The organism is Alteromonas gracilis (assembly GCF_043642145.1).
Classification (GTDB): domain Bacteria; phylum Pseudomonadota; class Gammaproteobacteria; order Enterobacterales; family Alteromonadaceae; genus Alteromonas; species Alteromonas gracilis_B.
In genome coordinates, this window is sequence record NZ_JBHZRZ010000006.1 from 74,173 (window position 1) to 101,034 (window position 26,862).

Here is a 26,862-nt window from a genome sequence, read left to right on the forward strand (position 1 = left end):
TCTTGAAGTGTATAGAACCAAAGACCTCAAAAGCGAAAGAACGCTGTCTATGTAATTAGCTGTCTAGTGGGCGCTTCGCTTCTCGCACGGCTTTTGGATGCATTAACGCTTCTAAGCGTGCAAGATAAGAAGCAATTTGTTGATGCTGTTCTTTATCATTTGTTACCGAATTATAAAGCCAGTGATACGCATCTTCATAATCGTAAGGGCTGCCATAGCCTTCTAGAAATAATTCAACCAAGTGAATTTGCGCTTTCAAGTTTTTAAGGGCCGCAGCCTCACGCAAATATACCACCGCGCGAGATTTGTCTTGCTGCACTAACGTGCCTTTTGCGTAATAACGCCCTAGCTGCTCAAGTGCAGCGGGCAAACCTTGATTCGCGGCATCTTCCATATAGCCAATCCCGCGAGCAGGTTCGGCGTCTACGCACACGCCCCATGCCAACATATCGCCCCATAAAAATTGGTATGCTGGCACTTTTAGCACATTTGCGCGTGCTTCAATGTCTTGAACCAGCTGACATCTATCAGCAACCACTTTGTCTAAATGTGTATTGGCGTTAATCATGTCGATTAGATCGTCTTGGCTGTATAACTGCACAGCGCGAAGCTCTTCAATAGTTTCGCCCTCAAAAGCGTGAACAGAAAAGCCTGATACACAAGCGCAGATAAATATAGCTGTCGAAAGAATACGTTTCATAGCAAAAGAGTATGTGTTGATTGCAGTGTCTTAGTTACGTTATCGGCTCATTATAGATTATCTTAACTACGACATGCCTATCTTTGCGAAAATACGCACAGCCCAAAAGCATAGATTGTGCGCAGATAAGTAGCCAAGCCATATTTGGCCTAGCCACTCACATTTTATTTGTAATTAATGGCTACTTTTTCGCGGGCACATGGCCGATTGAATATGGCGGGCGTGGTCGGCAAGGTCTATGCCTAAATCAGTGAGGTAACCACCATCAGACTGGGTAATTAACCCTTTTGAATACAGTCTTGATGCTGCGTTTACCATACTTTGACTTGCATCGTGATGAATTTTCAGCCCTTGAAGCAGACTGTCTGCAGGGAACTTCAGCAACAAATTTAATTCGTCTAACATGTCCTGATCGAATGAACTCATGTAACCACCTTAGGCAAAAGGGTTATTAGGACCAAAATGCAAACACTAAAGTATGCATACCAGAAAATTATAGGTCCTAAGTTTGTTAAAATTGTTAACGCTTTTCTATATCACACCCAAATTGCACCTCTGTAAAGATTAATTTGTCTGTAAAACGTTTAATCCTGTAATCACAACGCTTACTGATCGGACTTTGTCGCTAAATAGTATATTCTTGCCATAAATTACATTTGTGGATACACCTGCCCTGATGAAGTACAAAGATTTACGCGACTTTATTCGCCTGCTAGAAGCTAAAGGTGAACTGGTACGCATTAGCCAACCCATCGATACCGACTTAGAAATGACGGAAATAGCCGACAGAACGTTGCGTGCTGGCGGCCCTGCTTTGTTGTTTGAAAACCCCAAAAACCATGATATGCCCGTGCTTGCCAACTTATTTGGCACACCAGAGCGCGTTGCTATGGGCATGGGTCAGGAGTCGGTAGAGGCACTGCGTGAAGTCGGAAAACTGTTGGCGTACTTAAAAGAGCCCGAGCCACCAAAAGGGCTGAAAGATCTGTGGGAAAAGTTGCCGGTATTCAAGCAAGTGCTAAATATGCCAGCTAAAGTGCTCAAAAAGGCCCCTTGTCAAGAAGTAGTGCTAACTGGTGACGACGTAGATTTGTCGAAAATACCTGTGCAGCGCTGCTGGCCAGGCGATGCCGCACCGTTAGTAACTTGGGGATTAAGCGTAACAAAAGGCCCACACAAGAAGCGTCAGAACCTTGGTATTTATCGCCAGCAAGTTATTGGTAAAAACAAACTCATCATGCGCTGGCTATCACACCGTGGCGGTGCTCTCGATTTTCGCGAGTGGTGTCAAACTCATCCTGGCGAACCATACCCTGTTTCTGTTGCACTAGGTGCAGATCCAGCGACTATATTGGGCGCGGTCACTCCGGTACCCGACACGCTGTCTGAATATGCTTTTGCTGGCTTACTTCGTGGCGACAAAACCGAAGTGGTTAAATCGATAAGTAACGATCTGCAAGTACCTGCCAGTGCAGAGATTGTACTTGAAGGCTATATTGCACAGGATGAAACTGCACCTGAAGGCCCATATGGCGATCACACTGGTTACTATAATGAAGTTGACGACTTCCCAGTGTTTACCGTTACACACATCACGCATCGCAAAGACCCTATTTATCACTCGACTTACACAGGCAGACCGCCCGATGAGCCAGCTATATTAGGCGTGGCACTAAATGAAGTGTTTGTACCGATTCTGCAAAAGCAGTTCCCTGAAATAGTCGACTTTTACTTACCGCCTGAGGGATGTTCTTATCGCATGGCGGTGGTAACCATGAAGAAACAGTATCCTGGCCATGCCAAGCGGGTGATGATGGGTGTGTGGTCGTTCTTGCGTCAATTCATGTATACCAAGTTTGTGATAGTGTGCGACGACGATGTGAATGCCCGCGACTGGAACGACGTAATTTGGGCGATTACTACGCGAATGGACCCAGCCCGCGATACGGTGATGATAGAAAATACGCCCATCGACTATTTAGATTTTGCCTCCCCGGTTTCAGGGCTGGGCTCGAAAATGGGAATGGATGCAACAAACAAGATGCCCGGTGAGACTGACCGTGAATGGGGTGTTCCTATTGTGATGGACGAAGACGTTAAAAAACGCGTGGATGATATTTGGGACAGTCTTGGTATTATGTAGCGATTATTTTTAGTGCAAACTAATCCGATTTTAATTTATGCGCTACGTGATAAGCGCATGTAAAGGCGATAGGCAAAGCAAAAGGTTAGAAGAGAATACATGTCAGAAATTAAGTGTAAGGTTGCAAGCATCACGCCTTTAACCGAAGTAGTACAAAAAGTTGAGTTAACCCCAAATGACGCGGTTGCGTTCAAAGCAGGTCAGTACGCCATGGTAGTAATGGGCGAAAAAGATATGCGCCCTTTCTCAATCGCGAACGCGGCGTTTGATAATAGCCGTATTGAGCTGCATATAGGCGCAGAGCCGGGCAATAGCTATGCCGGAGAAGTGCTTGAGCGAATGCGCGCTGATGGTGAAATTACAGTGAATGTGGGAAATGGTGATGCGTTTCTTCAAAGTAACGGCTTGCCTATGGTGCTCATTGCCGGTGGTACAGGTTTCTCCTATACATACTCAATTCTACAAGAGCACCTAAATAGCGGTGACAAAACGCCTGTAACTTTGTATTGGGGCGCAAGACACGCTGAAGACTTATACTTAGCAGACGAACTTACCGCAATGGCAAACGCCAACGAACACTTTACGTTTGTGCCAGTTGTAGAGTTTGCTCATGATGACTGGACTGGCAGAACTGGCTGGGTTCACCATGCGGTAATGGCAGATCACGCCGACTTCTCAAATGTTCAAGTTTATGTGGCAGGGCGCTTTGAAATGGCCAAGGTAGTGCGTGACGACTTTACGCAACGCGGCTTGAAAGTGGAGAACCTGTTTGGCGATGCCTTTGCTTTTATTTGAGCACTAGCGCATCATCGTTATTTAATTAGCCGGCTGTTGCCGGCTTTTTAATTTATGTACAGCCCATATTTACTTTCCAACACGCCATAAAAAGTTGCTGTAAGCATTTACCGTATTGGCTTGCGATAACTCGCCATTTCACACGTTTACTCTAATTGTGCGTTTTCATCGTATTCGTTATGGTGAAAAGATAAGCACTGGAGAAAACAATGATAAAAAACCTAGCCTCTAATTTTAAAACAACGATAAGAACAACAAGTTTGTTAGCCACTGCAATCGCTGTTAATAGCGCAGTGTCTTTTACTGCCTTTGCACAGAGCGCGCAGCAACAAGCGCTTTACGATATCGCTAAAGGCGTTTCAGCCGAAAATATTGAAAAAGACATCACAACGCTGGTTAACTTTGGCACGCGCCACACGCTTTCTGAGACCGAGTCTGATACCCGCGGCATTGGTGCAGCCCGCCGCTGGATAAAATCTGAGTTTGATAAAATTTCAGCCGAGTGCGGCGGTTGCTTAGAGGTTTATTACCAGTCTGAGGTAATAAGCGGTGAAAAGCGCATTCCCGACCCCGTAGAAGTGGTAAGTGTCATCGCCATTCAGCGCGGCGCGACCGACCCTAACCGCTACGTGATAATGTCTGGCGATATTGACTCACGGGTATCGGATGTCATGGATTTTACTTCTGACTCTCCTGGCGCAAACGATAATGCATCGGGCGTTGCCGGTACGCTGGAAGCGGCGCGCGTGTTATCAAAGCATAAGTTTAATGGCAGCATTGTGTATGCAGCGCTTTCTGGCGAAGAGCAAGGGCTTTTCGGCGGGCGTATTATGGCAAACAAGGCGAAAGAAGACGGCTGGCGAATTAAAGCGGTGTTGAACAACGACATGATTGGCAACATTGAAGGAATTAACGGTGTGATTAATAACACTACCGCTCGATTATTTGCCGAAGGCACTCGCGTTACTGAGACGGAAAAAGAAGCACGCATGCGTCGATTCACTGGAGGCGAAGTAGATTCACCAAGTCGCAATTTAGCGCGTTATATCGACAAAATTGCCGATCAATACATAGAGAACTTAGACACCATGGTGATTTATCGCCTAGATAGGTTTGGTCGAGGTGGACATCATCGCCCCTTTAACGACCTAGGCTACCCCGGCATTCGCATTATGGAAACGAACGAGAACTATACTCGCCAGCACCAAGACCTTCGCGTTGAAGGCGGCATTGAATACGGCGATACATTAGACGGGGTTAATTTTGATTACGCCGCTAAGTTAACAGGGTTAAATGCGGTTTCTCTTGCGGCCATGGCATGGGCGCCAAATCCACCAGCAAACGTTGAAATTGCTGGTGCCGTTCAACCCTCAACATTCCTGAAATGGAATGCGCTAGATGAAAAACAAAACCCTCAGCTTAAGGGCTATAAAGTGTACTGGCGTCATACCAATGCGCCGCAGTGGGAATACAGCAAATACGTAGGTAACGTAACTGAGGCAATGCTTGAAAATGTGGTTATCGACAACTACTTTTTTGGCGTGGCAAGTGTGAACGAAGACGGCGTTGAGAGTGTTGTTGTATACCCAGGCCCAGCTGGCAGCTTTGGTGAGTAGTTACGTTTTGGTAAAGCTGATTTAAGCAGGCAATCTTTTTAGCAGTTGCTTCCCCTAAAGGTTAGCAACTGCTATACGCCTAAGTTTACAACCGCATAACGCCAAAATCGGCTGTTCATTCGGCCTTCTTTGCTATTTTTGTAAACAACAGAATACAACTCACAGATGCAATGTGTTGATGTCGCTTACATTTTGTTAATTTAACCCGCTGGCTGTTTATTGGTATTCCGAGCATAACTGCATTACAGTGTAAGAAATGCATGATTGCAGTATGGAGGTCACCTTTGGCAAGATTCAGCGCTTTTCCATTTTCGTTCTCTAGTCGCCGACTTCATTTAATAAGTTTCTGCTTTATTCTATTTTTTTGCAGTGCTTGTCACCTGCAAGCTGCCTCAATCACGCTTGGCGCCTCCTCTTTCGAAACTTACATCAGCGACGACAGCGAGTCAGCACGCGTTAACACGCTACTTGAGAGGGCGTTTCAAAAGGCAGATTTAGATGTTGAGCTTCGCGTAATGCGCGACGCATTTTTAGGTAGCTCGGTGCTCACGGGCAAAGTGGATGGTGAATTTGCTTTCGTAAACTTGGGTGAAGATAACAGTAATTTTTTTCTCTCTAATACTTACCTACCTGTCTACTTATATGCGGTAAGTAAAAGTGCAGATGTTGAGGGCATTAGGTTATTTTCGCATCTTAAAGATAACCGTGTCGCCATTGAAAACCGCTTTGCCAATACTCCTTCTTTCAGATTACTTAAAGATATAAAGTGGTCTCGTAACCCAACTACGTACGACGCCTTTCGACAACTTGCCGATGATCGAGCCCCTTATCTAATCACCACACAACTGCTCGCACGCGAGCTTAACACGTTGCTTGCAAACGACAACGAAGAAACTCTACACTACTCGGCTAAACCGCTGGCGACCACAGGCTTTCAATTAGCTATCAATAAAAATGTGGCTAACGCTCAAAATCTTATACAAAAATTCAACAAGGCGATATCGTCAATGCAGGATAACGGTGAGTTCAATGCACCTTTGGCGCTTGCTTGGTTAACGAAAGATGTAAATGGCGATGATGTCGCCGACTATATTGGGCACAGCAGTATAACAACGGTGCAAGACTTACCAAGTACGGCATACTCACTTGATGGCAAAGCTACATCAGAACGAAGCGTATTTTATGTTGATGGCGAGGCATATGGTTCAATTGAAGATGCTCGCGCAGCGCTCCCTAAAAACGGTGCTCAACAATCACGAGAATCTCTTCTAGATAAAGCGACCTACCAGCAGTTGCTTCGCCGCTGGTAGCGTTCGTCACTTAAAACGCAGCGTTGCTGAGACTTTTCAAAGCCTAGCAAGCGGTAAATGGAATTCAAGACCTTTGTTTGATACTAATTCACGCTGCCTAATTGGTGGTCTCAGGTAAGTACATTTCCAAAATAGTCAGCAGCTCCTCACCATCTACAGGCTTAGACACATAGTTGTTAAACCCGGCTTTTAATGCTTTAACTCGGTCTGAAGTATAAGCATAGGCAGTTAAAGCTACGGCATTAAGCTTGGCAATCTCAGAGTTTTCACTGGCTCGAATTTTTAATATTAAACCTAAGCCGTCCATTTCTGGCATGCCTATATCTGACAATAACAAGTCAAACGCTTCTGGCATTTCGTTAATTTCTTTCCATGCCAAAAGGCCATTTTTAACCACGTTGACTCGCGCACCATTCGACTCTAGGAATAGTTTTATAAAATCTCGGGCATCTTGCTCGTCTTCAGCAACAAGAATGCGAAGGCCATCTAGTCGAAGCGACTCTGTAAAATCGCTTATTTGAGAATTCTTTGTTTCGATAATGTCGTCTTGAACGCTAAGTGGCGCTATCGGCATGGAAACAAAAAAAGTGGTTCCACTATTAGGACCTTCACTTTCTGCATAAATTTCGCCGCCGTGCATTTCCACCAAACTCTTAACAATAGATAAGCCTAAACCTAAGCCGTTTCTGTTATGCTCGTTTTTACCTTGATAAAAGCGTTCAAAAACGCGAGCCAATTGCTCCTGCGTCATGCCTTTACCATTATCCTTCACACGGAATAAATAGTTAGAATGCTCTCTTCGCCCACGAACATGCACCGTGCCGCCTTTAGAAGTAAACTTAAGTGCGTTGCTTAGCAGATTATTAATCACCTGCTTTATGCGCAAGTTATCGCCGAGTATTTGCGTGTGTGCATCTTCACAATTTATCGTCAGCTGGATATTTTTACTAGCAAATCCCGCTTCGAACGACTTCGCAACCTCAGCAATAGAGCCTGCAATATTAAGTGAGTGCGTGCTGAGTTTCATAGTACCTGAGATAATACGCGACAAATCCAAAATGTCGTTAATCAACGCCGCTTGAGTTGAAGCTGCGCGTTTAATTACTCCCAACGCGTCCGTCATTCTTTCTACATTATTCGAGTCCATTAACGCCAAGTCAGTCCAGCCAACAATGGAATTTAACGGCGAGCGAAGCTCATGAGAGATGCTGGCAAGAAATTGATCTTTCGCTTTATCAAGCTCTTCTAACTTACTGATTTGTTTATCTAGTGAGGCTTTCAAACTTAAAGCGTAAGGAATAAATAAGTGATCGAAACCTTCAATAATTAACTGGTCATCGTCTGTCCATTCAACCGACTCATCTGCCACACTTTGCAAATACATATCGAATGAATGCCGGGGAGTTAACGACTTGCCTATATCTTTTTTCGCTGCCTCTCGCCCTGCCCACCGAACGGTTTTATCTCGCTGCTCTCTAAACCATACTGTGTAGTAACCTAACTTTGCGGATACACAAGAAATGTACATGCCGCGAATACCGTTTAGGTTGCAGTCATCGGTGGCTTCATCGGCGAGTCGGCTTATTGAAATTGAATTTTCTGAGTCTGCAACAACAAGCTTGTTAAGTAGCTTATTTAGAGCCTGGTCGGAAGGCGTTTTGCCAACGAGATACTTATCAGCGGGGGTAATTACCGCCATACCGCATGCCTCGGCCACGTCCAAAAGCCCTTTCTCTTTCTGGGTAATGGCTTCAAGCGGATTCGAGAAGCTGGTCAGTTGATGGACAATATTATTCAACTTCCTTTGACGGATTTGAAACCGCTCTTTTTTCTGATGGAGTTCTTTTGTATGGAGCTGCCACGCATATAAGTGCCCTAAAGACTCACACACAAGACGCTTTTTCTGATCAATGTAAGCTGGCATACTATTGTGGCATGCTAAAAGCCCCCACAACTTGCCTTCAAAAACCAGCGACACAGAAAACGAAGAACGAACCTCCATATTTTTAAGATAGGCTATATGCATAGGCGAAACCGAACGCACCATCGACATCGACAAATTTAAAGGCGGGCGCTCAGCCTCTCTCATAGATGGCATAAGGCCAACGGGCTGTTCTTCTACATCAAAAACACAGCGTACCCGGTTTTTAAGGTACAACTCGCGCGCCTGAGCTGGAATATCAGACGCGGGGAATTTTAGCCCTCGAAACGAGCGTGCATCTGGCTCGTTTGCTTCGCCTATCACCTCACCGCAATATGTTTTATCAAATTGATAAACCATCACGGTTTCAAAACCAATATATTTTTTAAATACTTGCGCGATGGCGTCCGCCACATCACTCATTGAGTCACAATCTTCAACATCAGGCAGCAGTGAACGAATGTCCATATCCATGGGCACCCACTGTTGGGCAGCTTCAAAACTAAGCTGAGGCGTTGGCTCCAATTCAATAACCAGTAAGCCATTGGAATCAAAGGCCACACCACTACCTTCTTTTTCCCAATCCTTTATGTGAAGTGCATTTTCTGCAAACTTCCACTGGTAGGCATGTCGAGTGTTACCACCTTTTACCGAGTTATGGATAGTTTGAAATGTATGCGCTTCAGGAGAGGGAATATCAATTAATTCAGTAATCAGGGTTTCACCTGGAATGATATCAACAGCAAACATATCGTTGATATTTTTACTCACTACCTGAATTTTTTTTGTATTAGGGTTTATCGCAATCACGTACCCAAAACTCTGGACACTCTCGATCTGATGAATAGCTTCGTCTTCACAGTTTTGAAGTGATATTGAGATTTTATCTACCATTTCCATTGCCTTACATCAGACTTAAAAGAGCATGCATTCAAGAGGCTGCCCATTAATTTTTAATCACGATAGCAACTAATTACTGAAAGATCATGCTTTATCGAATTCAGATACCCAATTGAATTTCATTAAATTAAAGACAGGTGAGTGAACTTTGACGGTAATAGTAAACTGCCAAAGCCGACCTTTTAACTTCTCATAAAGTTAAAAGGTCTTTAAAGGCCATGCTCTCTCATCACTAGCAGAACATAAAGCATTTGAATCTGCCCAATATCCTTTGAGTCAAATTGGATACCTACAGATAGTTTGTCACGACCTCGAATGTTTTTGACTTTCCCTCGAATTACTATCGCTTCTGGGTTTTCCTCGTCGGGTGGAAACTCAATTTTAACGGTTTCGTCAATTAATGCATTTAGGGAATCGCTATCTGCTTCGGCCAATTCTTGGTCGGTAGGGTGATACTCACAATGAACACCTGACTTTGACATATCCGTCACCATTGCAAGGTGCTCTGATTGTGACGATTCGAGCGTCAACTTGACCATAAGCTCTATTTTTAATCGCGGTTCGCAGCGTAAACGCTTTTGATTGATGTCTTTTGGAAAAGTAACAACAAGAACAGGGACTTGAACTGTAGTAAGCATTAACAGCTCACTTTGAAAGTTTATTGATGTAAGTGTTGCATCACTGACAATGCTCTTTAATTCAAGAGCGAGGCCTGGCCGCAGCATTTTAATTTCATGGAGGCTTTTTTTGTTCCGCGTTAAGTCAAATAACATAAACTCAGAAGACACGCTGCCAATGTAGCCGACTTTAAGAGAAACGCGTTCATGCATGGCATTGAGATAACTTATCTCGACAGGTGTACCAACTTTAAGCTCATAAATTATGCTCAAACTGCTCCCTTAACTTGGTTACCATCACCCATTTATTCCCTAAAGCATCAACTGACATCAACATACCGCTAACAGTGTGAAAAAGAAAGAAAACAAATCTTAACCACGGCGTAAAACGCGACACAAATTAAGCACTGGCAAGGCAATTTACGTCATGAACGCTGTTCATTAAGGGCCTTACTCATCATTAACAAAACATAATACGAGTTATTCAGTGTACTGGGCTGCGTAAAATTATCGCGCTTATTTCTCAGGTGCATGTTTCTCAATGCTTATTAAAATCCACCATTAAATTTTTCTTATTTTCATTCCATTTCTATTGATCTTGATCAAACTAATAATTAAACTTTCAGTAATTTCTGAAACTTCTGGAATATGAAAATGAAAATGACGCCTTTGATTACATCTGCGGTTATGCACTTCGGCGAAATGGGAAGTCGCTGGGGATTCAACAGAACGGTAGGGCAAATACTTGCGCTTATCGTGCTAAATGAAGAGCCAATTTCAGCTCAAGAGATTGCCGATGCTCTTAATATTTCTCGCGGCAATACCAGTATGGGCCTTAAAGAACTGCAATCTTGGCGGTTGGTTAAGCAACACCTTGTACCAGGCGAAAGAAAAGACTTTTTTATTCCAGCGGGCGACATATGGACGCTGGCTAATCGTGTATTTGAGGAGCGCAGAAAGCGCGAGATAGACCCAACCATGAGCCTATTACGCGATTTATTGCTAGATGCGCCTGCCAATGAAAAAGAGGCAAATGCACAGCATAAACTGAACGAAATACACGATTTACTCGAATCAATTACGGCATGGTCTGAAGAGCTTCAAAATCTTGGGCCGGAAAAGCTAAACACGTTGATGAAGTTAGGTTCTGGCGTGGGCCGTATGCTTGAGCTTAAGGATAAGCTACTTCCGGGGAAAAACAGCGTTAACTAAGGGGACCCTCAGTGGATGCATTCTTGCTGTCTCGTTTACAATTTGCGTTAAATATTAGTTTTCACATTTTATTCCCAACCATCACCATGGCGATGGGTTGGTTTTTGTTTTACTTCAAACTGCGCTCTAATATTTCAGGTCACCCTGTATGGATGCGTATGTACCGTTTCTGGGTGCGTGTTTTTGCGCTTAGTTTCGCGTTAGGTGTAGTAAGCGGCGTGACCATGTCATTCCAGTTTGGCACTAATTGGCCTGGCTTTATGGAAAAAGTGGGGAACGTTGCAGGTCCATTATTAGGCTACGAGGTACTAACGGCGTTTTTCTTAGAAGCGACTTTCCTTGGAATAATGCTATTTGGTATTCGCCGGGTTCCAAACTGGCTGCATACAGCGTCAACGCTGATAGTTGCAATTGGCACGACAACCTCTGCATTTTGGATCCTAGCACTTAATAGCTGGATGCAAACACCTCAAGGGTTCGAAGTCGTTGACGGTGTTGTGTATGCCACAAATTGGAAAGAAATCATTTTTAACCCCTCTTTCCCCTATCGATTTGTACACATGATGCTTGCGTCTGGGCTTACCGCTAGCTTTTTGATAGCGGGCCTGTCAGCCTATCGCTTACTGAAAGGAGACGACAAGCTTGCTCCCAAGTTGGCGCTTAAAACGGCTACGTATACCGCTGCGGTGTTAATTCCACTTCAAATCTTTGCAGGCGATATGCACGGCCTAAATACGCTTGAACATCAACCACAAAAAGTAGCGGCGATGGAGGGACTCTGGGAAACCACTGAAGGCGCACCATTGCTATTATTCGCGATACCAGATGAGGAAAACAAAGAGAACCACTTTGAAGTTCCCATCCCCTACGGCGCAAGCTTAATCCTTACGCATGAGCTTAAAGGCGAGATAAAAGGGCTGAATGAGTTTGAGGGAGAGCACCCTCCGGTAGCGCCAGTCTTTTACGGCTTCAGAGTAATGGTAGGCATGGGTTTTCTGATGCTAGCAGTATCATGGCTTGGCAGCGTATACCTTATTCGCAAGAAAGAATTTCCATTGTGGCTTAAGCGTACGTTTGCCGGCATGGCCTTTAGTGGCTGGGTAGCCACGCTCGCAGGCTGGTACGTAACGGAAATTGGCAGACAACCTTACTTAGTAAGTGGTGTATTGAAAACCGCTGATGCTGTAACGCAACTGCCACCTGCAAATATCGCGCTGTCATTTACGCTATATCTAGTCATTTACAGCGTGCTTCTTGTTGCTTACATGGGAACACTCATGTTGATGTGCAGAAGAGCCGTTGAAATTGAAGAAATTACTACGGAAGAACGCGAAGTTGCCAAAGCCAAAATGCAACCAAGCGATCCCGATCCGAGTACGGTTTAAGGAGAGCTGACATGTTCGAAAACGTATCGGCAGAAATGCTTGGAAACATTTATGTTGGCCTACTTGGCCTATCTGTTTTGCTCTACGCCATTTTAGATGGATATGACTTAGGCGTAGGCGTACTAATCCCCCCTAGAACTGAGGCGTTTCGCGATGACATGATAGCCTCGATTGGGCCTTATTGGGATGCCAATGAAACATGGCTTGTACTTGCCATTGGCCTGCTGCTTATTGCCTTTCCTGAGGCACATAGCGAGTTTCTGCAGACGCTGTATTTACCCGCCACATTCATGTTGTTGGGGTTAATACTGCGCGGAGTCGCATTCGATTTTAGAGCTAAGGTAGTGCAGGTTAAAAAGCGCAAATGGGATTTAGTTTTCAAGTACGGTTCATTACTCACTACGCTTGCACAGGGCTACATGCTAGGCATATACGTGACAGGGCTTCGAACTGACATATGGGCGCAAGGCTTTGCGCTACTTGCTGCTTTTGGCGTTACCGCAGCCTATGCGTTTATCGGCTCATGTTGGTTAATTTTAAAAGCAGAGGGAGAGCTTCAGCAGAAAGCGTACTATTGGGCTCGCCGCGGCTTAGGTGTACTGGCAGTGGGAATTGTTGCAGTTAGCATTGCAAACCTTACGCTGCACGACGACGTACGCGAGCTGTGGTTGTCAGCACCTTGGGGTTATGTGCTATTTGCCATTCCAGTTGCATGTTTCGCGCTTTTAGCGCTGTGCGGCGTGTTGTTGAAGAAACTTCCAGAGGCAAAAGGCAAAGGAGAATGGCTTCCGTTCTTTATTGCGTTACTCGTATTTTTTCTTTGCTTTACGGCATTTGGCATAAGCTACTATCCGTTTATTATTCCTGGTCAAATGACCATTGCTGATGCGCTAAGTGATGCCAGCTCATTGCGCTTCTTGCTTGTTGGTGTGGTAATAGTTGTTCCAATTATTTTGGCCTATACTGCCATGGTGTATAAAATTTTCTCCGGAAAATCAGAGAAGCTTTCCTACTACTAAGGGCTGCAGCCAGTCTAGCTCACCCACGGCTTTAATTACCAAAAACAATAGTGAACATCATTGAGAGTCAATGGTGTTCACTTTCCCCTCAACGCTATACTTTGGTTAGTTGCTTTAAAAAACGCATTCATTATTTCTTGTAGCGATTATTTCCTACTAAATAGAACGACAACACTTTTAAGGTGATCCTATCTGCCTGATAGGTAATACCTATTATTACAATTATTCGTGCTCACCTTGCCTATACTTTCAGGATATTAAGAGTTTAATTACTCATGATGTTTCAAACAATTATTTGACATCAAACTGTAATATTATTATATTTTATTTGGGGCAGTTTTTAAAAGAAGGAGCCAGAGTTATGGAAAATGTTTTCCATTCGATTTCACGGTTCTTCAAGCGCGCGCACCCCTATACGGTTGCACATTATATCGGCCGTAAAAATGCGCAGCGTATCTTAGGATGTAAAATTAAAAAGAAATCCAAGATATTTGCCGAACAGCACGTTGAAGACCAAAATCATTAATTTATATGGGGCCCGTCAAACCGGCCCCATTTTTTTAGTTCAGTTTAAATGTATTTACATTCGCTTGAAGACCTTCAGCCAGACCTGACAAACTCTTCGCTTCGCTGTTTACATTGGTATTAGCCGCTTTTACTTCGTCACCAAGCATTTGAAAATCGAGCGCGCCCTCTCGCGCTAAAGACACTTGGTCTTTGGCATGCTGAACAAGAGATGATGCCTCGGTGCTTACTTCAACCAACGATAAAATACTGTTTCGCCCTTCTTCTAAAGTCGCAACTAATTCGTTAGCTAAACCCAATGCGTTGTGTGCTTTATCTTTATTCGATGTCATGGTTTGAACTGAATCGCGAATTGACAGCACAATTTTTTCTAACATCGCATTGATTTCAACCGTCGATTGATGGGTTCTAGACGCCAAAGTACGCACTTCATCTGCCACCACTGCAAACCCCCTTCCCGATTCACCGGCACGCGCCGCTTCAATAGCAGCGTTGAGTGCCAACAAATTCGTTTGGTCAGCTATTTCGGCAATAGTCTTTACCACGCTAGACACATTCTTGCCGTCGCTTTGCAGTTGGTCTAATTTTGAGGCGGTTTTGTCAATATCGAAGGTAAGATCAGTAATTGCACGCGCAGTGGCTTCTACGTCTGTCTTGCCTTGCGCGATTTGCTCCGCACTGCCTTTCGCTTCACTTGCTGCGCGCATTGATAAATTAAGGCTTTGTTCCATCTCATCAGACAGATTATCCATAACGGATACGAGTTGTTTAATATCACCATGAAAACTAACGATGGCCTTCGAAGAATGAGTCGTGGCGTCATTAAGGGTTTGCGAAGAGTGATTAAGGTTATTAACCGCATTTTGCAGGTCTGTCATTCCCTTAAGAAATACACTCAACAAGCCTTGAACGCTTTGTGTAATGGCGTGTAGCTCTTTTAAATTTTGCCCCGGTAACCGTGCTTTTAAATTGCGTGAATTCGCAATGTCATTAAGCTTCTCTGCCAGGGTTTCGATGGGATTGGCAATGTTTGCCTTAGCCAGTATATATCCAACCGCAGAGACACCTAGCATTAGCACAATCAAACTAACAATTATCACCTGACTGATATTAAGTTCAGAAGAAATTGCCATAGTGCGCATACTTGCCGCCTGCTCTACGCTACTGCGCACCTCAGTAAGGTATTCGTTCAAATCCGAAGCCGCCTTTGTAATAACCTGAAGGTTTTCGCGTGCGGTATCCCAGTCAACCGGAGAAGCAGTCATTGTGCGTTGCAAAGTTGAGGCAGAAGATACGAGCACGTTGAATTTTTCGGTTACGGTGTCATTTCCCATGGTACTTAACTGAGCAAGGTTATCAGTAACGCCCTCAATTAAGGCATCCTTTTGTGTTTGATAGCGCCTACTATCAATGGTGGTGCCATATAAGGAATACGCAATAAGTACCAATTCTTTGCTGCTGCTTTGAACATCGTCTATTGCACTTAATGAAGGAAGGGTTTCTGAAATATAGGCCTCAACAAGCCCCTCTACTTTACTGTTATTTTTAGTTAATACGATTGCAGCAATAACCGCCACAACGACAACAAGCAAATAGCCCAGCAGGATCCTTTGTTTTATGGTGTTAAACATGTGTCTCCCTTATTTCCTTTAGGTACGATGCGCACGTGTCGCATTTCACATCAATCTATTGTTGGTACTGATAAGCGCGCAGTGCGCAAAAATGACCACTGAACAAAATTAGACCGCTTGGACTACGCTTTTATTTCATTCGTTTAACTTAAACACGAAACAACGCTTTAAGCTAAGTGTTTAAACAAACGAAATTATTGAATCTAGGGCGACAACAGCGAAAAGCGATATAAAAATATAGACAATACTCTTACAGCCACCAAGGCTGGCCAAAGTCTATGTTCTCTGGTGATATCTCAAACTGAAAAGGCGGTTCAAAAACTTCCCAAAACGTTTCGCTTAGGGTTTTATCTATTATTTTTAGGTCGCCGTTATCGCGATAACGGGATAGTAGCGCATGGTATGCGTCAATAGGCATCATTGGGTTAGACTGCAGAAAAATCACTCTTCCACCAAACTCTTCAAACATGGCTTTTTCTGTTTGATATTGCATGACTTGTTTAACCGCAATCTCATGAATAGATTTAGTAGACGTTTCATCCGTCATTTGACTTGAAAATGTTTCAATAAACTTGTCGACAAGGTCTTCGTTGAGCACTATGCCTTTTTGCGATGCATAGCCCTCTATTACCCGTTCATAAATTTTATTTGAGGCGTTTACTCTGATCACGTAGTCAAGCATTTGGGCATAGTTGTCTTTTACCTGCTGCTTAATCGCATCTCGTTCCTCTTCATTAGGCATAACATCTGCAGAGCTTATAGTGGCACCAAATACCATTGCCATTGGCTTATCATCAGGAAGCGGCGCCCTTTGTTGCGCACCGTGAACATGCTGCATGTTTAGTAACAAAAGCACGGTGATTAACGAAAAGCGAATGACGGATGTGATGCGCATAGAGCACTCCCTTAAAAAGTATTCACAACAACGGCCTATAATTTATTGAGTAAAGCATTAAACACTGTGTACGCGCAATACCTGCTAGTACAGACGCCATTAGCACACCGAATGATTTAAAGTGATAGGTTGAAAAGAAATGTAAGACGAGAAGGGCTCACCTTGGAAAAGGTAAACTAAAAGCGCTCAATACGAGCGATAGGGCAGAATTTTTAGCGTAGAAAGAAAAACGGCGGTCATATTGACCGCCGTTTTTGAATTCTTAGATAGCTTGCACGTTAGCAGCTTGAAGACCTTTTTGACCTTCTTCAACTTCAAATTCTACTCGCTGACCCTCTGGAAGCGTTTTGTAACCGTCAGAGATGATCGCACGGAAATGAACGAAAACGTCCTTGCCGCCGTTATCTTGAGTTAGAAAACCGTAACCTTTATCAGCGTTGAACCACTTAACTGTGCCTGTAACTTTAGACATGTCGTATAGACCTCAAATATCGTATTAAATTGCGCGTTAGCGCGTGTAACATAGTTCCTTTATAGTCTTTAAATTGGCGGAGTATTGGGTCTTACTTACGAATGGACAAACAACTTACAACAAATTACAGGGTAACTCGAGCGGTTTAACATATAGCAAATAATACAAAATCGCGTCTATTTAAAGACTTTGGCCAAAAGCCATGAACACTATAACACTCTTCGGGACGATTAATATACAAATTAATTGCTTAACTGCCGATTTCATAAATATTTCACAGCAGCGTAACAAAAATCACAGCCCTTTTCGCCAGGCCAAAAACCAACAAATTGCTCCAAAAGCAGCAGTACTTGCAGGGAAATACCACGATAAATCATACATCGGCAAGATAGCTGAAATTAGCATCGCGGTGGCACCCACCACACTTAAGTGAGTGGTCTGAGTTGTTTTCTTCTGCTCCTGAAGCAGAGCTAGATGCGCCCGTTGTTGCTGCAAAGGCAGGCGCTTCATCTGCTGTAGGCTGTCGTATAGCAAGTCTGGCATTTCTGGCAGTTTTTCCGACCAAAATGGCAAGTTTTCTTTAACCTTACCCATCATGGCAGTGAAGCCAATTTGCTCTTTCATCCAGTTTTCAAGAAACGGCTTAGCGGTTTTCCATAAATCAAGCTGTGGATAAAGCTGACGGCCCAGCCCTTCTATATACAGCAACGTTTTTTGCAACAGTACAAGTTGTGGCTGCACCACCATGTTAAAGCGACGCGCGGTATTAAATAGCTGTAGCAACACGTTACCAAACGATATTTCTGCTAACGGCTTTTGAAAAATGGGTTCGCAGACCGTACGAATGGCCATTTCAAACTCATCGATATTGGTATCTTGCGGCACCCAACCCGAGTCGGCGTGAAGCTGCGCTACCTTGCGATAGTCACGGTTAAAAAAGGCAATAAAGTTTTCGGCCAAATAGCGCTTATCTTCGCGATTAAGCGTACCTACAATACCGAAATCAATCGCGATGTATTTTGGGTTTTCAGGGTGCTCGGTTGATACAAAAATGTTGCCTGGGTGCATGTCTGCATGGAAAAAACTGTCGCGAAATACCTGAGTGAAAAATACTTCAACGCCGCGCTCTGCCAATTTTTTCATGTTGGTATTTTGCGTAAGCAAGGCATCGATATTTGAAATAGGCAAGCCGTAAATACGCTCCATAACCAACACATTACTGCGGCAGTAATCGCTGTAAATTTTAGGTACATACAGCGCGTCAGAGCCTTCAAAATTACGCCCTAGCTGAATACCGTTTGCAGATTCACGCAGTAAATCTAGCTCATCAACGATGGTCTTGCGGTATTCCACTACCACTTCTACAGGGCGCAGGCGCTTACCGTCGGGCAGCCAACGCTGAAGCACATTAGCTAGGCTAAATAACAGCTCCATGTCTGCCACAATGGTATCGCGAATATCTGGGCGCAATACCTTTACCACTACGTCTTCGTTATTATGCTTTAACTTTGCCGCGTGAACTTGGGCAATAGAGGCCGACGCCAGCGGCGCTTTTTCAAATTCGCTGAATAATTCGCTTAAATCAGATAGCCCCAACGCCTGCTTGATAATGTCTTGTGCGGCATCTGATGAAAACGGCGGAACTTTGTCTTGTAAACGGGCAAGCTCGTTTGCAATGGCAGGAGGGAGCAAGTCTCGGCGGGTAGAGAGCATTTGGCCGAACTTAATAAATACAGGGCCAAGGCTTTGTAGCGCAAGCGTAATTCGTTCGCCAGCCGATTTGCCTTTATGCTTATTTCGCACCCAGAAAATGGTATGACGCATGGCTCGAGCGTACCAGGGTAACCACTTTGCTGGAATAAGTTCGTCTAAGCCGTGTTCCAACAATACCTTGTTAATTCGGTATAACCTAACAATACGCATTTATGAGCCTGTTTCTCTCAATCTTACTTAAGTTTTTCTTCTAGACGGCGCAATCTCGCGTCGGCGCTTTCGGCTCTGTCGCGAAGTGCGTTCACTTCATCACTAAAGTGCATAACCGCCAGCCTATGTGCACCAAGCTGTTTTTCTTCCACCACAGCGTTGCCTAATACTTTCGCCATGGAGGCTAGCGCAGACATCGATTTTTCATGCACTGCTTTAACCGTTTTCACGGTTTGATGGGCAATTACATCGTTAGTCTTTTGTGCCAGCAACTCTTCAATGTCGATATCAAGCTGCTGAAACAACGCGCTGACCTTCTGAGCAACGTTAAGCTCCCCTTCCAAAAAGAGTGCTTTTTGTTGAATAAGGCGCGTCAGTTGGCTGGTTTCTTTCAGTTCAGGCAAGGTTTGTAGCGACGTTTTAATACAACAGTCTTTCGGCCCAAGCGATGCAATGGCGTCGTCGAAAGTGCCGTGTTCGCTAAGCACGTCTACTCGGTCAGAAAACGACAAGGTGATGCCGTATGGCAGCGGCGAGATGAACGCCGTAAGCCTTGCGCCATTAAGGGGCTTAAGCCTTGTTTTGCTGTCTTCGTCTAAAGACAGCAATTTATTGATAACCGATTCAGCCGTCGCGGTAACCAGCGCAGAAGTAGGCATTAAAATTTGTAACCTCTGTGCAGCGCTACAATACCGCCAGTTAGGTTCTGGTAATCACATTGCTCAAAGCCAGCCTGTTCAAACATACCCTTTAAGGTTTCTTGGTCGGGATGCATGCGAATGCTTTCCGCCAAGTATTGATAGCTTTCTGCATCGTTTGCCACCAGCTGCCCCATTTTTGGCAGAATATGGAACGAATACATGTCGTAAAGTTTGCTGAGCTGCTCTGACGTAGGCTTAGAAAACTCTAATACCAGCAGGCGGCCGCCTGGTTTTAGTACGCGAAAAATAGAATTTAGCGCGTTTTGCTTTTCCGTTACGTTGCGAAGACCAAATGCCATGGTTACCACATCAAAGTGGTTGTCAGGGAAAGGCAGTGCTTCTGCGTCAGCCTGCACATAGTCGATGTTGCTCACCAAACCACGGTCGCGAAGCTTATCGCGGCCCACTTTCAGCATAGACAGGTTGATGTCAGCAAGGGTTACACGCCCTGTTGGGCCGACCAAACGAGAAAACTTAGAGGTTAAATCGCCAGTACCGCCAGCAATATCCAATACTTTGCTGCCCGCGCGCACGCCGCTGCAGTCAATTGTAAAACGCTTCCATAAGCGATGAACTCCCATCGACATAAGGTCGTTCATGACATCGTACTTCGCAGCAACAGAGTCAAAAACATTCGCAACTAAAGACGCTTTTTGCCCTTTATCTACCTGCTTAAAACCAAAGTGCGTCGTATGCTCGGTAGCATTATCGATTGCAGAGTCTGCTTGCGTAGCGGGAGTTTGATTGTCGCTCATGACAGTCCTGTAATTTGAATATTTTTATTAATGCCGAAGTGTATAGGATTGTGTGCTTAAGCAAAAGCTTTATGCCCGACTGCACACTGATGTAAATCAAGTCACTGGCCTGCACATTATCAAAGCCTGCGAAACGCAGGCGATATCAAGTTAAAAGGTTAATCTGGCTTACTCTACGCTGCCCGATTATTTGTGCCCCAGCTAAAGGCAACAATGGCACTCACCTCTTGTAACGAACGGCCGCTTTCCTCATGCCACAGCGCAAAGGCAGCATTGGCTGCCGACAGTGACTTTTTCGAGGTCAACCCACCGTCGATAATCTCGTTCTTTCGCAAGTAATCTTCCACATCACGAGAAAACAAAAAGGTGTCTATGCCTAGAGCACGAAGCATGTAAGGGCCGGTGTTGCCGCCTAATCGTGCACCGCGCTTTTTCAAAAACGCCCAAAGCTCAGTAATGTTGTCTTTATCAAAGCTTGCGACAAATTTACCAAAGCTACCGTGCTGAATGGCCACGTCTTTGATCATCATGGCATTGTCGCGCACTGTCATTACCTTTTTGTAGTTTCGAACAATGCGCTTATCTGATGCTTTTTGCTCTAGCATTTCATCGGGCATCAGCAACACTTTATCAACGTCGAAACCGAAAAATACGGTTTCAAAATCGGGCCACTTTTGCTCGATAACTCGCCATACAAAGCCCGACTGAAACACTTTTTTGGTCATCGCCGCTAAAAAGCGATCGTCAGGAATAGCTTCAATTTGTACCTTGGAAAGAGGCGCTTGCAGCATCGCTTCAAGCACCTTTTCACCGCCTTTGCGCTCGCACGCTCGCCGGTAAATAGATTGAAAAGACTCTAACGTAGACTCTTTCATGTGTACCTAGCCTTTAATACCGCTATGGCGAAGCAGTGCATCAACTTTCGGCTCGCGTCCTCTAAAGGCTACGAACAAGTCCATAGGAGGCTTGCTGCCGCCCATCTCTAAAATATTTTCTAAGAACGCTTTGCCCGTGTCGCGATTAAAAATGCCATCTTCTTCAAACTTGCTGTACGCATCAGCAGAAAGTACTTCTGCCCATTTGTAGCTGTAGTAGCCCGCAGCGTATCCACCAGCGAAGATGTGTCCAAAGCCATTTTGGAAGCGGTTAAACGATGGTGGAATGACCACGGCCACTTCTTCACGCACTTTGTCTAACGTGCCTTGCACGTCTACGTCACTGCCTTTTTCACTATGCAGTAAGAAGTCGAAAAGACTGAATTCGAGCTGACGCACCATCTGCATAGCAGACTGATAATCGCGTGCGGCAAGCATACGCTCGAGTAAATCAGCGGGCAGTGGCTCACCAGTTTCATAATGACCAGAAATAAAGTTAAGGGCATCTTCTTCCCAACACCAGTTTTCTAAAAACTGACTTGGTAGTTCAACGGCATCCCACGGCACACCGTTAATACCCGACACACCAGCCACACGCATTTTAGTAAGCATATGGTGAATGCCATGACCAAACTCGTGGAATAAGGTTACCACCTCGTCATGAGTGAATAGCGCGGGTTTATCACCTACTGGTCCGTTGAAGTTACAGGTAAGGTACGCCACGGGAAGCTGCAACTCGCCATCCATCTTCTCACGACGCACGCGGCATTCATCCATCCATGCGCCACCACGCTTTTTGGCGCGCGCATACAAGTCTAAGTAGAAGCTACCACGCAATACATCGGCATCGTCGGTAATGGTGAAATAGCGCACATCTTCATGCCATGTATCAATGCCAGGCTGTTCTATAATGTTCAGGCCGTACAGGCGATGCACAACCTCGAATAAACCAGACAGCACTTTGTCTTCAGGAAAGTAGGGACGCAGCATTTCATCTGAAATGGTGTACTTTTCCTGCTTAAGCTTTTCGCTGTAATACGGCAAATCCCATGCTGCCAACTCGGTAACACCGTGCTTATCTTCAGCGTATGCTTTAACTTCTTCAAGCTCTTGCTCGGCTTGAGGTTTAGATTTCGCTGCCAAGTCGCGTAAGAAGCCAATCACCTGATCGGTAGAGTCTGCCATTTTGGTGGCCAGTGAGCGCTCTGCATAGCTTGCAAAACCTAACAGTTCAGCCAGTTCGGTGCGAAGCGTCAGGGTTTCTTTAATAATATCGGTGTTATCCCACTTGCCCGCGTTTGGCCCTTGCTCTGATGCTTTCGTTGCATAGGCGCGGTACATTTCTTCACGTAGCTCGCGATTATCAGCGTACAACATAACGGGTAGATACGACGGAATATCTAGTGTGAATAACCAGCCTTGCAAGTCTTTTTGGTGCGCAGCTTGCTCCCCCGCTTCAAGGGCCGATTCAGGCATGCCCGCAAGTTCAGCTTCATCGGTAACGTGTTTAGTCCACCCCATGGTGGCGTCCATCACATTGTTAGAAAAGGTCGACGATAACTCGCTAAGCTTAGCCTGAATCTCTGCAAATCGTTTCTTTTGTTCAGCTGGCAGTGCTACGCCTGAAAGGGTAAAGTCGCGAACGGCGTTTTCAACGACTTTCTGTTGCTCTTCGCTTAAGCTCGCAAATTCTTCAGACGCTTTAAGCGAGGCATAAGCATTGTAAAGGCCTTCGTGCTGGCCTACCCAGGTTCCGTATTCAGATAATAATGGCAAGCACGCATCATGCGCTTCGCGCAGCTCATCGCTGCTCACTACACTATTCATATGCGAAACCGGCGAGAATATTTTACTTAAGCGGTCATCCACCTCTTCAAGGCGTAATACTAAATTCTTGTAAGAGTAATCTTTCGACGCAACGACCTCTTCTATTTCGCTTTTACAGGCAGCAATTGCTTTTTCAATTGCAGGCTTAATATCAGCAGGTTCAATTGCAGAAAAAATTGGTAGACCATCTACCATCTCGATTGCAGGGGTTGTCATAATCTTTTTCACTCTTAGCGTTTTGATAGAATAATGATGGGGCTTCGTTGATTAAAAGCAAGCTATTGTTTAGGTTAAGTTTGACTAACGTTTTGCGCTTTTATTGAGGTTTTACTTTCCAACGTTAGAAGAAAGATCATTGGATAAGAAGTCAAAAACGTTACGTATTTCTCACACTGCAGCGCAGCGTCGTTCTATGCTGCTCATACCTTGTCGCAATTGTCGCACTTCATTCTAATGTCTACTTTGTCTGACCATTTTTCTATGCCTATACTCTTGTTGAGAAAACGTACTGGGCACAAATATGAAAACTTTGACCTCGGGTGAAATAGCGTCGTACTGCGATGTAAATTTGCGAACCGTGATTCGATGGATTGATAGTGGAAAGCTCAAAGGTTTCAAACTGCCTGGCCGCGGAAATAATAGAGTCTTAGTAGAAGACTTCTTATCTTTTCTTGAAGCGCACGATATGCCTATTCCTGACTCGCTAAAAGGTGTATCGGCCCCTTCTATTCTCATTGTAGATGATGAAATGCCCGTCGCTAAATCTATCCAGCGAGTAGCTCGACGGGCTGGCTTTGACACATATATCGCGACGGGTGGGTTTCAAGCAGGCATCATTCTTGGCCAAAATAATCCTAAGATAATGACGCTCGATTTGAGTATGCCTGGCATGGATGGATATAACGTAATTGAATTTACGCGAGAGCAAGCGAGATACAACGACCTCAAAATAGTCGTAATTTCTGCGCTAGATGAGATCAGCCTTGAGCGTGCCATGGAAAAAGGCGCTGATGCCACCCTTCCAAAGCCTTTTTCTAACTATGACCTCACATTGGTGTTAGAACAATTTGCATCAATGTAAGTTAACGTTAAGAGGTGTCCTTATGAGATGGCTAGCTAAATTTTTGTTATTGGGTTTACTTGTTAACACACCTGCGTTTGCGGTTAATACTAAAGCGCTCACTTTCGCAGTAGTACCTCAGCAGTCGGCCAAGAAGTTAGCTGAAAATTGGCAGCCATTAATTGACTACATCACGAAAAGTACAGGGTTTGAGGTTAACTTTAAAACAGCGAAAGACATACCCACTTTTGAAGCAAATTTAGCCGAGGGCAAATATGACATTGCCTACATGAACCCCTACCATTTCGTCGTGTTTAACGATTCAGTAGGTTACCGTGCGCTTGCGCGTCAACGCGACAAAAAGTTACAAGGCTTAATTGTGGTACCTAAAGACAGCTCGGTTAAAACGCTTGATGATTTAAGCGGCTCTGAGGTTGCCTTTCCCGCTCCCGCCGCCTTTGCAGCCACTATTATCACTAGCGCTCATCTTCGTATGAAAAACATCGCTTTTGTGCCTCGCTACGTCAATTCACATGACTCTGTTTATCTTGCGGTACAACGAGGTTTTTTTGATGCTGGGGGCGGCATTGTGAGAACGCTTGAAGGCTTGCCAACAAACATCAAAAAAGAATTACGGGTTTTATGGAAAAGCAAGGGTTACACACCTCATGCACTTGCAACACACCCAAAAATGTCGCCGAGTGACAGACAGGCCATTCTTAACGCATTGTTAGCCCTCTCTAATGACTCAAGCAATCATTGGATTTTGCAAGGCATTGGATTTAATGGCTTTACCGCATCGCAGGATAGTGATTGGAACGATGTAAGAGCACTGGGGATAGCTTCCCTCTCAAGGCCCCATTTATGAGCATTTATCCATGAGAATCTCGCTGAGGATTAAAACGATAGCAGGTATAGCTTCCATCGCGGCGCTGCTATTGCTCCTGCTCATCATAACAGTTTTTCATTTACTTAATGAGCTGGTAGATAGCAACGTCAAAAAGTCTGCTGATACAACAGTGGCGCTCTTTGTTTCTGCAACAAAAAATGCATTCCTTAGTTATGACTTAGCGGCCCTTGACGCCGATGTAACTGAGATTCTAACTAACCCAAACATTTCCTATGTGAAAATAACAGACAAAGGTGGAAGAGTGTTTGTCGAAAAAGGGAACTCTGAGGCACTGAATCGCCCTTTTGTTGCCGATACGGCTGCGTCAAAAGCTAACGACAGTATTTACGACACACGCGCCCCTATCATGGTGAATGACACGCTGTATGGCTACGTTGAAATAGGACTCAATATCGCCTCTATTACCGAGTCAGTTTCAAAGGTGCGAAGCTGGACAGTCACGTTAGCTTCTTTAGAATTTATCTTGGTCGGGCTGTGCTCATATTTACTTGGATCTTATCTCATGTCGCAGCTTCATCAGCTGCACGAAGGAGCAAAACGCCTGGGCGATGCGGTTAAGCACAACAGTTTTCAAGATATTTCCATCCCCGTGCGCGGAAAAGACGAGCTCAGCGAGCTTGCACAAGCGTTCAATCAGCTAGTAGAGCGCCTTAAGAAAGAAAATGAGCAGCGTCAGCACGCGCAAGATGAGCTAAAAGAACTTAACACCTTGCTTGAACAAAAGGTGCATGACAGAACCGCATTACTCAACAAGAAAAATTATCAGCTTGAAGAAGCCAATAAAGATTTAAAAGAAACACAGGTGCAATTGCTGCAGGCCGAAAAAATGGCATCCGTAGGTCAATTGGCCGCTGGAGTTGCACACGAAATCAACAATCCAGTAGGTTTTGTGAGTAGCAATATTTCAACATTGAGCGAATATATTGCTACTTACCAAATGATTTTCTCACAAGTTAATACTGTCCTTGGCTGCAATGACGAAGCCTCGCGCGTTTCTGCGTTAGTCGAACTAGATAAATTGCTAGCCAATCAAGACATGGCGTTTATTAACGACGATATCAATGATTTATTAAACGAATCAAAAGAGGGCCTTCAGCGCGTAGCCGAGATAGTGAAAGGCTTAAAGCTTTTTTCTCGCGTTGATAGCGACCAAATGCAGAAACACAATATCAATGACTGTGTGCGAACCACCCTTGCAATGGTAAACAACCAATTAAAGTATATTTGTACTGTTGAAACGCACTTGGGCAAAGTACCAGACGTAGCGATGAATGTGGGAAAAATCTCTCAAGTTGTCACAAATTTACTTATTAATGCTGGCCAAGCCATAGAGAGCACCGGAAAAAATGGAAAAATTGTCATTACTACCTGCGTCGTGGGTAACACCGTTGAACTGCGCGTTGAAGATTCTGGCTGTGGCATACCATTAAGTCACCTCGACAAACTATTCAATCCGTTTTTTACAACCAAACCTGAAGGACAAGGTACAGGGCTAGGCCTTTCCATATCATTTGGCATTGCGCAAGAACATGGCGGTACGCTCTCAGCGAGCAGTAAAGAAGGAGAAGGCAGTACGTTTACTCTTGCACTTCCAATAGCATCAGATTTGCCTAGTTTACAAGCTAATGGGGCAAACTAATGGATAGCTTAACTAATGCAATTTGCCAGTC

23 protein-coding genes are annotated in these 26,862 nt (G+C 44.6%); 11 read left to right on the plus strand and 12 right to left on the minus strand.

Features of this window, described 5'->3' with window-relative positions:
• Positions 1-55 precede the first annotated feature (55 nt).
• Together ACHUFN_RS13095 and ACHUFN_RS13100 are read right to left on the minus strand one after the other, a co-directional pair.
• A complete protein-coding gene (locus ACHUFN_RS13095; RefSeq protein ID WP_394222850.1) occupies positions 56-700 on the minus strand; it encodes a tetratricopeptide repeat protein in 645 nt (214 codons plus the stop codon).
• Positions 701-874: 174 nt separating this feature from the next.
• Positions 875-1,126 carry a TIGR02647 family protein gene (locus ACHUFN_RS13100; protein ID WP_394222851.1) on the minus strand — a complete coding sequence of 84 codons (252 nt, stop codon included), beginning with the start codon at positions 1,124-1,126 and terminating at the stop codon, positions 875-877.
• A gap of 250 nt (positions 1,127-1,376) precedes the next feature.
• Between ACHUFN_RS13100 and ubiD the strand changes: the two genes are divergently transcribed.
• The 4 genes from ubiD to ACHUFN_RS13120 all read left to right on the plus strand — a co-directional run bounded on the left by ubiD (position 1,377) and on the right by ACHUFN_RS13120 (position 6,564).
• On the plus strand, positions 1,377-2,843 hold the full coding sequence (gene ubiD, locus ACHUFN_RS13105; RefSeq protein WP_394222852.1) for a 4-hydroxy-3-polyprenylbenzoate decarboxylase: 1,467 nt from the start codon (positions 1,377-1,379) through the stop codon (positions 2,841-2,843).
• A 99-nt stretch (positions 2,844-2,942) separates the two neighbouring features.
• Positions 2,943-3,638: an NAD(P)H-flavin reductase gene (fre, locus tag ACHUFN_RS13110; RefSeq protein ID WP_394222853.1), complete on the plus strand. Its 696-nt coding sequence runs from the start codon at positions 2,943-2,945 to the stop codon at positions 3,636-3,638.
• Positions 3,639-3,847: 209 nt separating this feature from the next.
• On the plus strand, positions 3,848-5,254 hold the full coding sequence (locus ACHUFN_RS13115) for a M28 family metallopeptidase (protein ID WP_394222854.1): 1,407 nt from the start codon (positions 3,848-3,850) through the stop codon (positions 5,252-5,254).
• A gap of 284 nt (positions 5,255-5,538) precedes the next feature.
• Complete coding sequence (locus tag ACHUFN_RS13120) at positions 5,539-6,564, plus strand: substrate-binding periplasmic protein (protein ID WP_394222855.1); 1,026 nt, start codon at positions 5,539-5,541, stop codon at positions 6,562-6,564.
• A 97-nt stretch (positions 6,565-6,661) separates the two neighbouring features.
• Here the strand turns inward: ACHUFN_RS13120 and ACHUFN_RS13125 are convergent, their stop codons facing one another.
• Together ACHUFN_RS13125 and ACHUFN_RS13130 are read right to left on the minus strand one after the other, a co-directional pair.
• The gene (locus tag ACHUFN_RS13125) at positions 6,662-9,379 is read right to left on the minus strand and encodes an ATP-binding protein (RefSeq protein WP_394222856.1); all 2,718 of its coding nucleotides are present in this window, start codon (positions 9,377-9,379) and stop codon (positions 6,662-6,664) included.
• A gap of 215 nt (positions 9,380-9,594) precedes the next feature.
• Positions 9,595-10,275: a PilZ domain-containing protein gene (locus tag ACHUFN_RS13130; protein WP_394222857.1), complete on the minus strand. Its 681-nt coding sequence runs from the start codon at positions 10,273-10,275 to the stop codon at positions 9,595-9,597.
• 381 nt (positions 10,276-10,656) lie between these two features.
• Here ACHUFN_RS13130 and ACHUFN_RS13135 point away from each other — a divergent pair, with 381 nt between their 5' ends.
• The 4 genes from ACHUFN_RS13135 to ACHUFN_RS13150 all read left to right on the plus strand — a co-directional run bounded on the left by ACHUFN_RS13135 (position 10,657) and on the right by ACHUFN_RS13150 (position 14,144).
• Complete coding sequence (locus ACHUFN_RS13135; protein ID WP_394222858.1) at positions 10,657-11,214, plus strand: GbsR/MarR family transcriptional regulator; 558 nt, start codon at positions 10,657-10,659, stop codon at positions 11,212-11,214.
• An 11-nt stretch (positions 11,215-11,225) separates the two neighbouring features.
• Positions 11,226-12,599, plus strand: a complete 1,374-nt coding sequence (locus ACHUFN_RS13140; RefSeq protein ID WP_394222860.1) for a cytochrome ubiquinol oxidase subunit I — start codon at positions 11,226-11,228, stop codon at positions 12,597-12,599.
• An 11-nt stretch (positions 12,600-12,610) separates the two neighbouring features.
• Positions 12,611-13,618, plus strand: a complete 1,008-nt coding sequence (locus ACHUFN_RS13145) for a cytochrome d ubiquinol oxidase subunit II (RefSeq protein WP_394222861.1) — start codon at positions 12,611-12,613, stop codon at positions 13,616-13,618.
• Between the two features lie 361 nt (positions 13,619-13,979).
• The gene (locus ACHUFN_RS13150; RefSeq protein ID WP_394222862.1) at positions 13,980-14,144 is read left to right on the plus strand and encodes a hypothetical protein; all 165 of its coding nucleotides are present in this window, start codon (positions 13,980-13,982) and stop codon (positions 14,142-14,144) included.
• A gap of 34 nt (positions 14,145-14,178) precedes the next feature.
• Here the strand turns inward: ACHUFN_RS13150 and ACHUFN_RS13155 are convergent, their stop codons facing one another.
• The 8 genes from ACHUFN_RS13155 to prlC all read right to left on the minus strand — a co-directional run bounded on the left by ACHUFN_RS13155 (position 14,179) and on the right by prlC (position 23,438).
• The gene (locus ACHUFN_RS13155; RefSeq protein ID WP_394222863.1) at positions 14,179-15,774 is read right to left on the minus strand and encodes a methyl-accepting chemotaxis protein; all 1,596 of its coding nucleotides are present in this window, start codon (positions 15,772-15,774) and stop codon (positions 14,179-14,181) included.
• 250 nt (positions 15,775-16,024) lie between these two features.
• On the minus strand, positions 16,025-16,669 hold the full coding sequence (locus ACHUFN_RS13160; RefSeq protein ID WP_394222864.1) for a hypothetical protein: 645 nt from the start codon (positions 16,667-16,669) through the stop codon (positions 16,025-16,027).
• A 262-nt stretch (positions 16,670-16,931) separates the two neighbouring features.
• Positions 16,932-17,141, minus strand: coding sequence for a transcription antiterminator/RNA stability regulator CspE (gene cspE / locus ACHUFN_RS13165; protein ID WP_012519905.1), 210 nt, complete (start codon positions 17,139-17,141; stop codon positions 16,932-16,934).
• 294 nt (positions 17,142-17,435) lie between these two features.
• The gene (gene ubiB / locus ACHUFN_RS13170) at positions 17,436-19,064 is read right to left on the minus strand and encodes a ubiquinone biosynthesis regulatory protein kinase UbiB (protein ID WP_394222865.1); all 1,629 of its coding nucleotides are present in this window, start codon (positions 19,062-19,064) and stop codon (positions 17,436-17,438) included.
• A gap of 23 nt (positions 19,065-19,087) precedes the next feature.
• On the minus strand, positions 19,088-19,723 hold the full coding sequence (locus tag ACHUFN_RS13175) for a ubiquinone biosynthesis accessory factor UbiJ (protein ID WP_394222866.1): 636 nt from the start codon (positions 19,721-19,723) through the stop codon (positions 19,088-19,090).
• Positions 19,723-20,520, minus strand: coding sequence for a bifunctional demethylmenaquinone methyltransferase/2-methoxy-6-polyprenyl-1,4-benzoquinol methylase UbiE (gene ubiE / locus ACHUFN_RS13180; protein ID WP_394222867.1), 798 nt, complete (start codon positions 20,518-20,520; stop codon positions 19,723-19,725). The genes ACHUFN_RS13175 and ubiE overlap by 1 nt, the downstream gene beginning before the upstream one ends.
• Before the next feature lie 173 nt (positions 20,521-20,693).
• Positions 20,694-21,395: a DNA-3-methyladenine glycosylase I gene (locus ACHUFN_RS13185; RefSeq protein ID WP_394222868.1), complete on the minus strand. Its 702-nt coding sequence runs from the start codon at positions 21,393-21,395 to the stop codon at positions 20,694-20,696.
• A gap of 6 nt (positions 21,396-21,401) precedes the next feature.
• A complete protein-coding gene (gene prlC / locus ACHUFN_RS13190; RefSeq protein WP_394222869.1) occupies positions 21,402-23,438 on the minus strand; it encodes an oligopeptidase A in 2,037 nt (678 codons plus the stop codon).
• A gap of 304 nt (positions 23,439-23,742) precedes the next feature.
• Between prlC and ACHUFN_RS13195 the strand changes: the two genes are divergently transcribed.
• From ACHUFN_RS13195 to ACHUFN_RS13205, 3 genes are read left to right on the plus strand one after another with little or no spacing between them, the layout of a single operon-like run.
• Positions 23,743-24,303: a response regulator gene (locus ACHUFN_RS13195; RefSeq protein ID WP_394222870.1), complete on the plus strand. Its 561-nt coding sequence runs from the start codon at positions 23,743-23,745 to the stop codon at positions 24,301-24,303.
• A gap of 22 nt (positions 24,304-24,325) precedes the next feature.
• A complete protein-coding gene (locus ACHUFN_RS13200) occupies positions 24,326-25,150 on the plus strand; it encodes a phosphate/phosphite/phosphonate ABC transporter substrate-binding protein (RefSeq protein ID WP_394222871.1) in 825 nt (274 codons plus the stop codon).
• A gap of 10 nt (positions 25,151-25,160) precedes the next feature.
• Positions 25,161-26,831, plus strand: coding sequence for a HAMP domain-containing sensor histidine kinase (locus ACHUFN_RS13205; RefSeq protein WP_394222872.1), 1,671 nt, complete (start codon positions 25,161-25,163; stop codon positions 26,829-26,831).
• The last annotated feature ends 31 nt before the right edge of the window (positions 26,832-26,862 follow it).

Excerpts from the sequence above, each read along its gene's own strand:
- ACHUFN_RS13150 (WP_394222862.1), top strand. The coding sequence starts at position 13,980 with ATGGAAAATGTTTTCCATTCGATTTCACGGTTCTTCAAGCGCGCGCAC.
- ACHUFN_RS13175 (WP_394222866.1), bottom strand. The coding sequence starts at position 19,723 with ATGCCTACTTCTGCGCTGGTTACCGCGACGGCTGAATCGGTTATCAAT.
- ubiD (WP_394222852.1), top strand. The coding sequence starts at position 1,377 with ATGAAGTACAAAGATTTACGCGACTTTATTCGCCTGCTAGAAGCTAAA.
- ACHUFN_RS13115 (WP_394222854.1), top strand. The coding sequence starts at position 3,848 with ATGATAAAAAACCTAGCCTCTAATTTTAAAACAACGATAAGAACAACA.
- cspE (WP_012519905.1), bottom strand. The coding sequence starts at position 17,141 with ATGTCTAAAGTTACAGGCACAGTTAAGTGGTTCAACGCTGATAAAGGT.
- ACHUFN_RS13135 (WP_394222858.1), top strand. The coding sequence starts at position 10,657 with ATGAAAATGACGCCTTTGATTACATCTGCGGTTATGCACTTCGGCGAA.
- ACHUFN_RS13200 (WP_394222871.1), top strand. The coding sequence starts at position 24,326 with ATGAGATGGCTAGCTAAATTTTTGTTATTGGGTTTACTTGTTAACACA.
- ubiB (WP_394222865.1), bottom strand. The coding sequence starts at position 19,064 with ATGCGTATTGTTAGGTTATACCGAATTAACAAGGTATTGTTGGAACAC.
- ACHUFN_RS13100 (WP_394222851.1), bottom strand. The coding sequence starts at position 1,126 with ATGAGTTCATTCGATCAGGACATGTTAGACGAATTAAATTTGTTGCTG.
- ACHUFN_RS13145 (WP_394222861.1), top strand. The coding sequence starts at position 12,611 with ATGTTCGAAAACGTATCGGCAGAAATGCTTGGAAACATTTATGTTGGC.
- ACHUFN_RS13195 (WP_394222870.1), top strand. The coding sequence starts at position 23,743 with ATGAAAACTTTGACCTCGGGTGAAATAGCGTCGTACTGCGATGTAAAT.
- ACHUFN_RS13185 (WP_394222868.1), bottom strand. The coding sequence starts at position 21,395 with ATGAAAGAGTCTACGTTAGAGTCTTTTCAATCTATTTACCGGCGAGCG.
- ACHUFN_RS13155 (WP_394222863.1), bottom strand. The coding sequence starts at position 15,774 with ATGTTTAACACCATAAAACAAAGGATCCTGCTGGGCTATTTGCTTGTT.
- ubiE (WP_394222867.1), bottom strand. The coding sequence starts at position 20,520 with ATGAGCGACAATCAAACTCCCGCTACGCAAGCAGACTCTGCAATCGAT.
- ACHUFN_RS13125 (WP_394222856.1), bottom strand. The coding sequence starts at position 9,379 with ATGGTAGATAAAATCTCAATATCACTTCAAAACTGTGAAGACGAAGCT.
- ACHUFN_RS13095 (WP_394222850.1), bottom strand. The coding sequence starts at position 700 with ATGAAACGTATTCTTTCGACAGCTATATTTATCTGCGCTTGTGTATCA.
- ACHUFN_RS13205 (WP_394222872.1), top strand. The coding sequence starts at position 25,161 with ATGAGAATCTCGCTGAGGATTAAAACGATAGCAGGTATAGCTTCCATC.
- ACHUFN_RS13160 (WP_394222864.1), bottom strand. The coding sequence starts at position 16,669 with ATGCGCATCACATCCGTCATTCGCTTTTCGTTAATCACCGTGCTTTTG.
- prlC (WP_394222869.1), bottom strand. The coding sequence starts at position 23,438 with ATGACAACCCCTGCAATCGAGATGGTAGATGGTCTACCAATTTTTTCT.
- fre (WP_394222853.1), top strand. The coding sequence starts at position 2,943 with ATGTCAGAAATTAAGTGTAAGGTTGCAAGCATCACGCCTTTAACCGAA.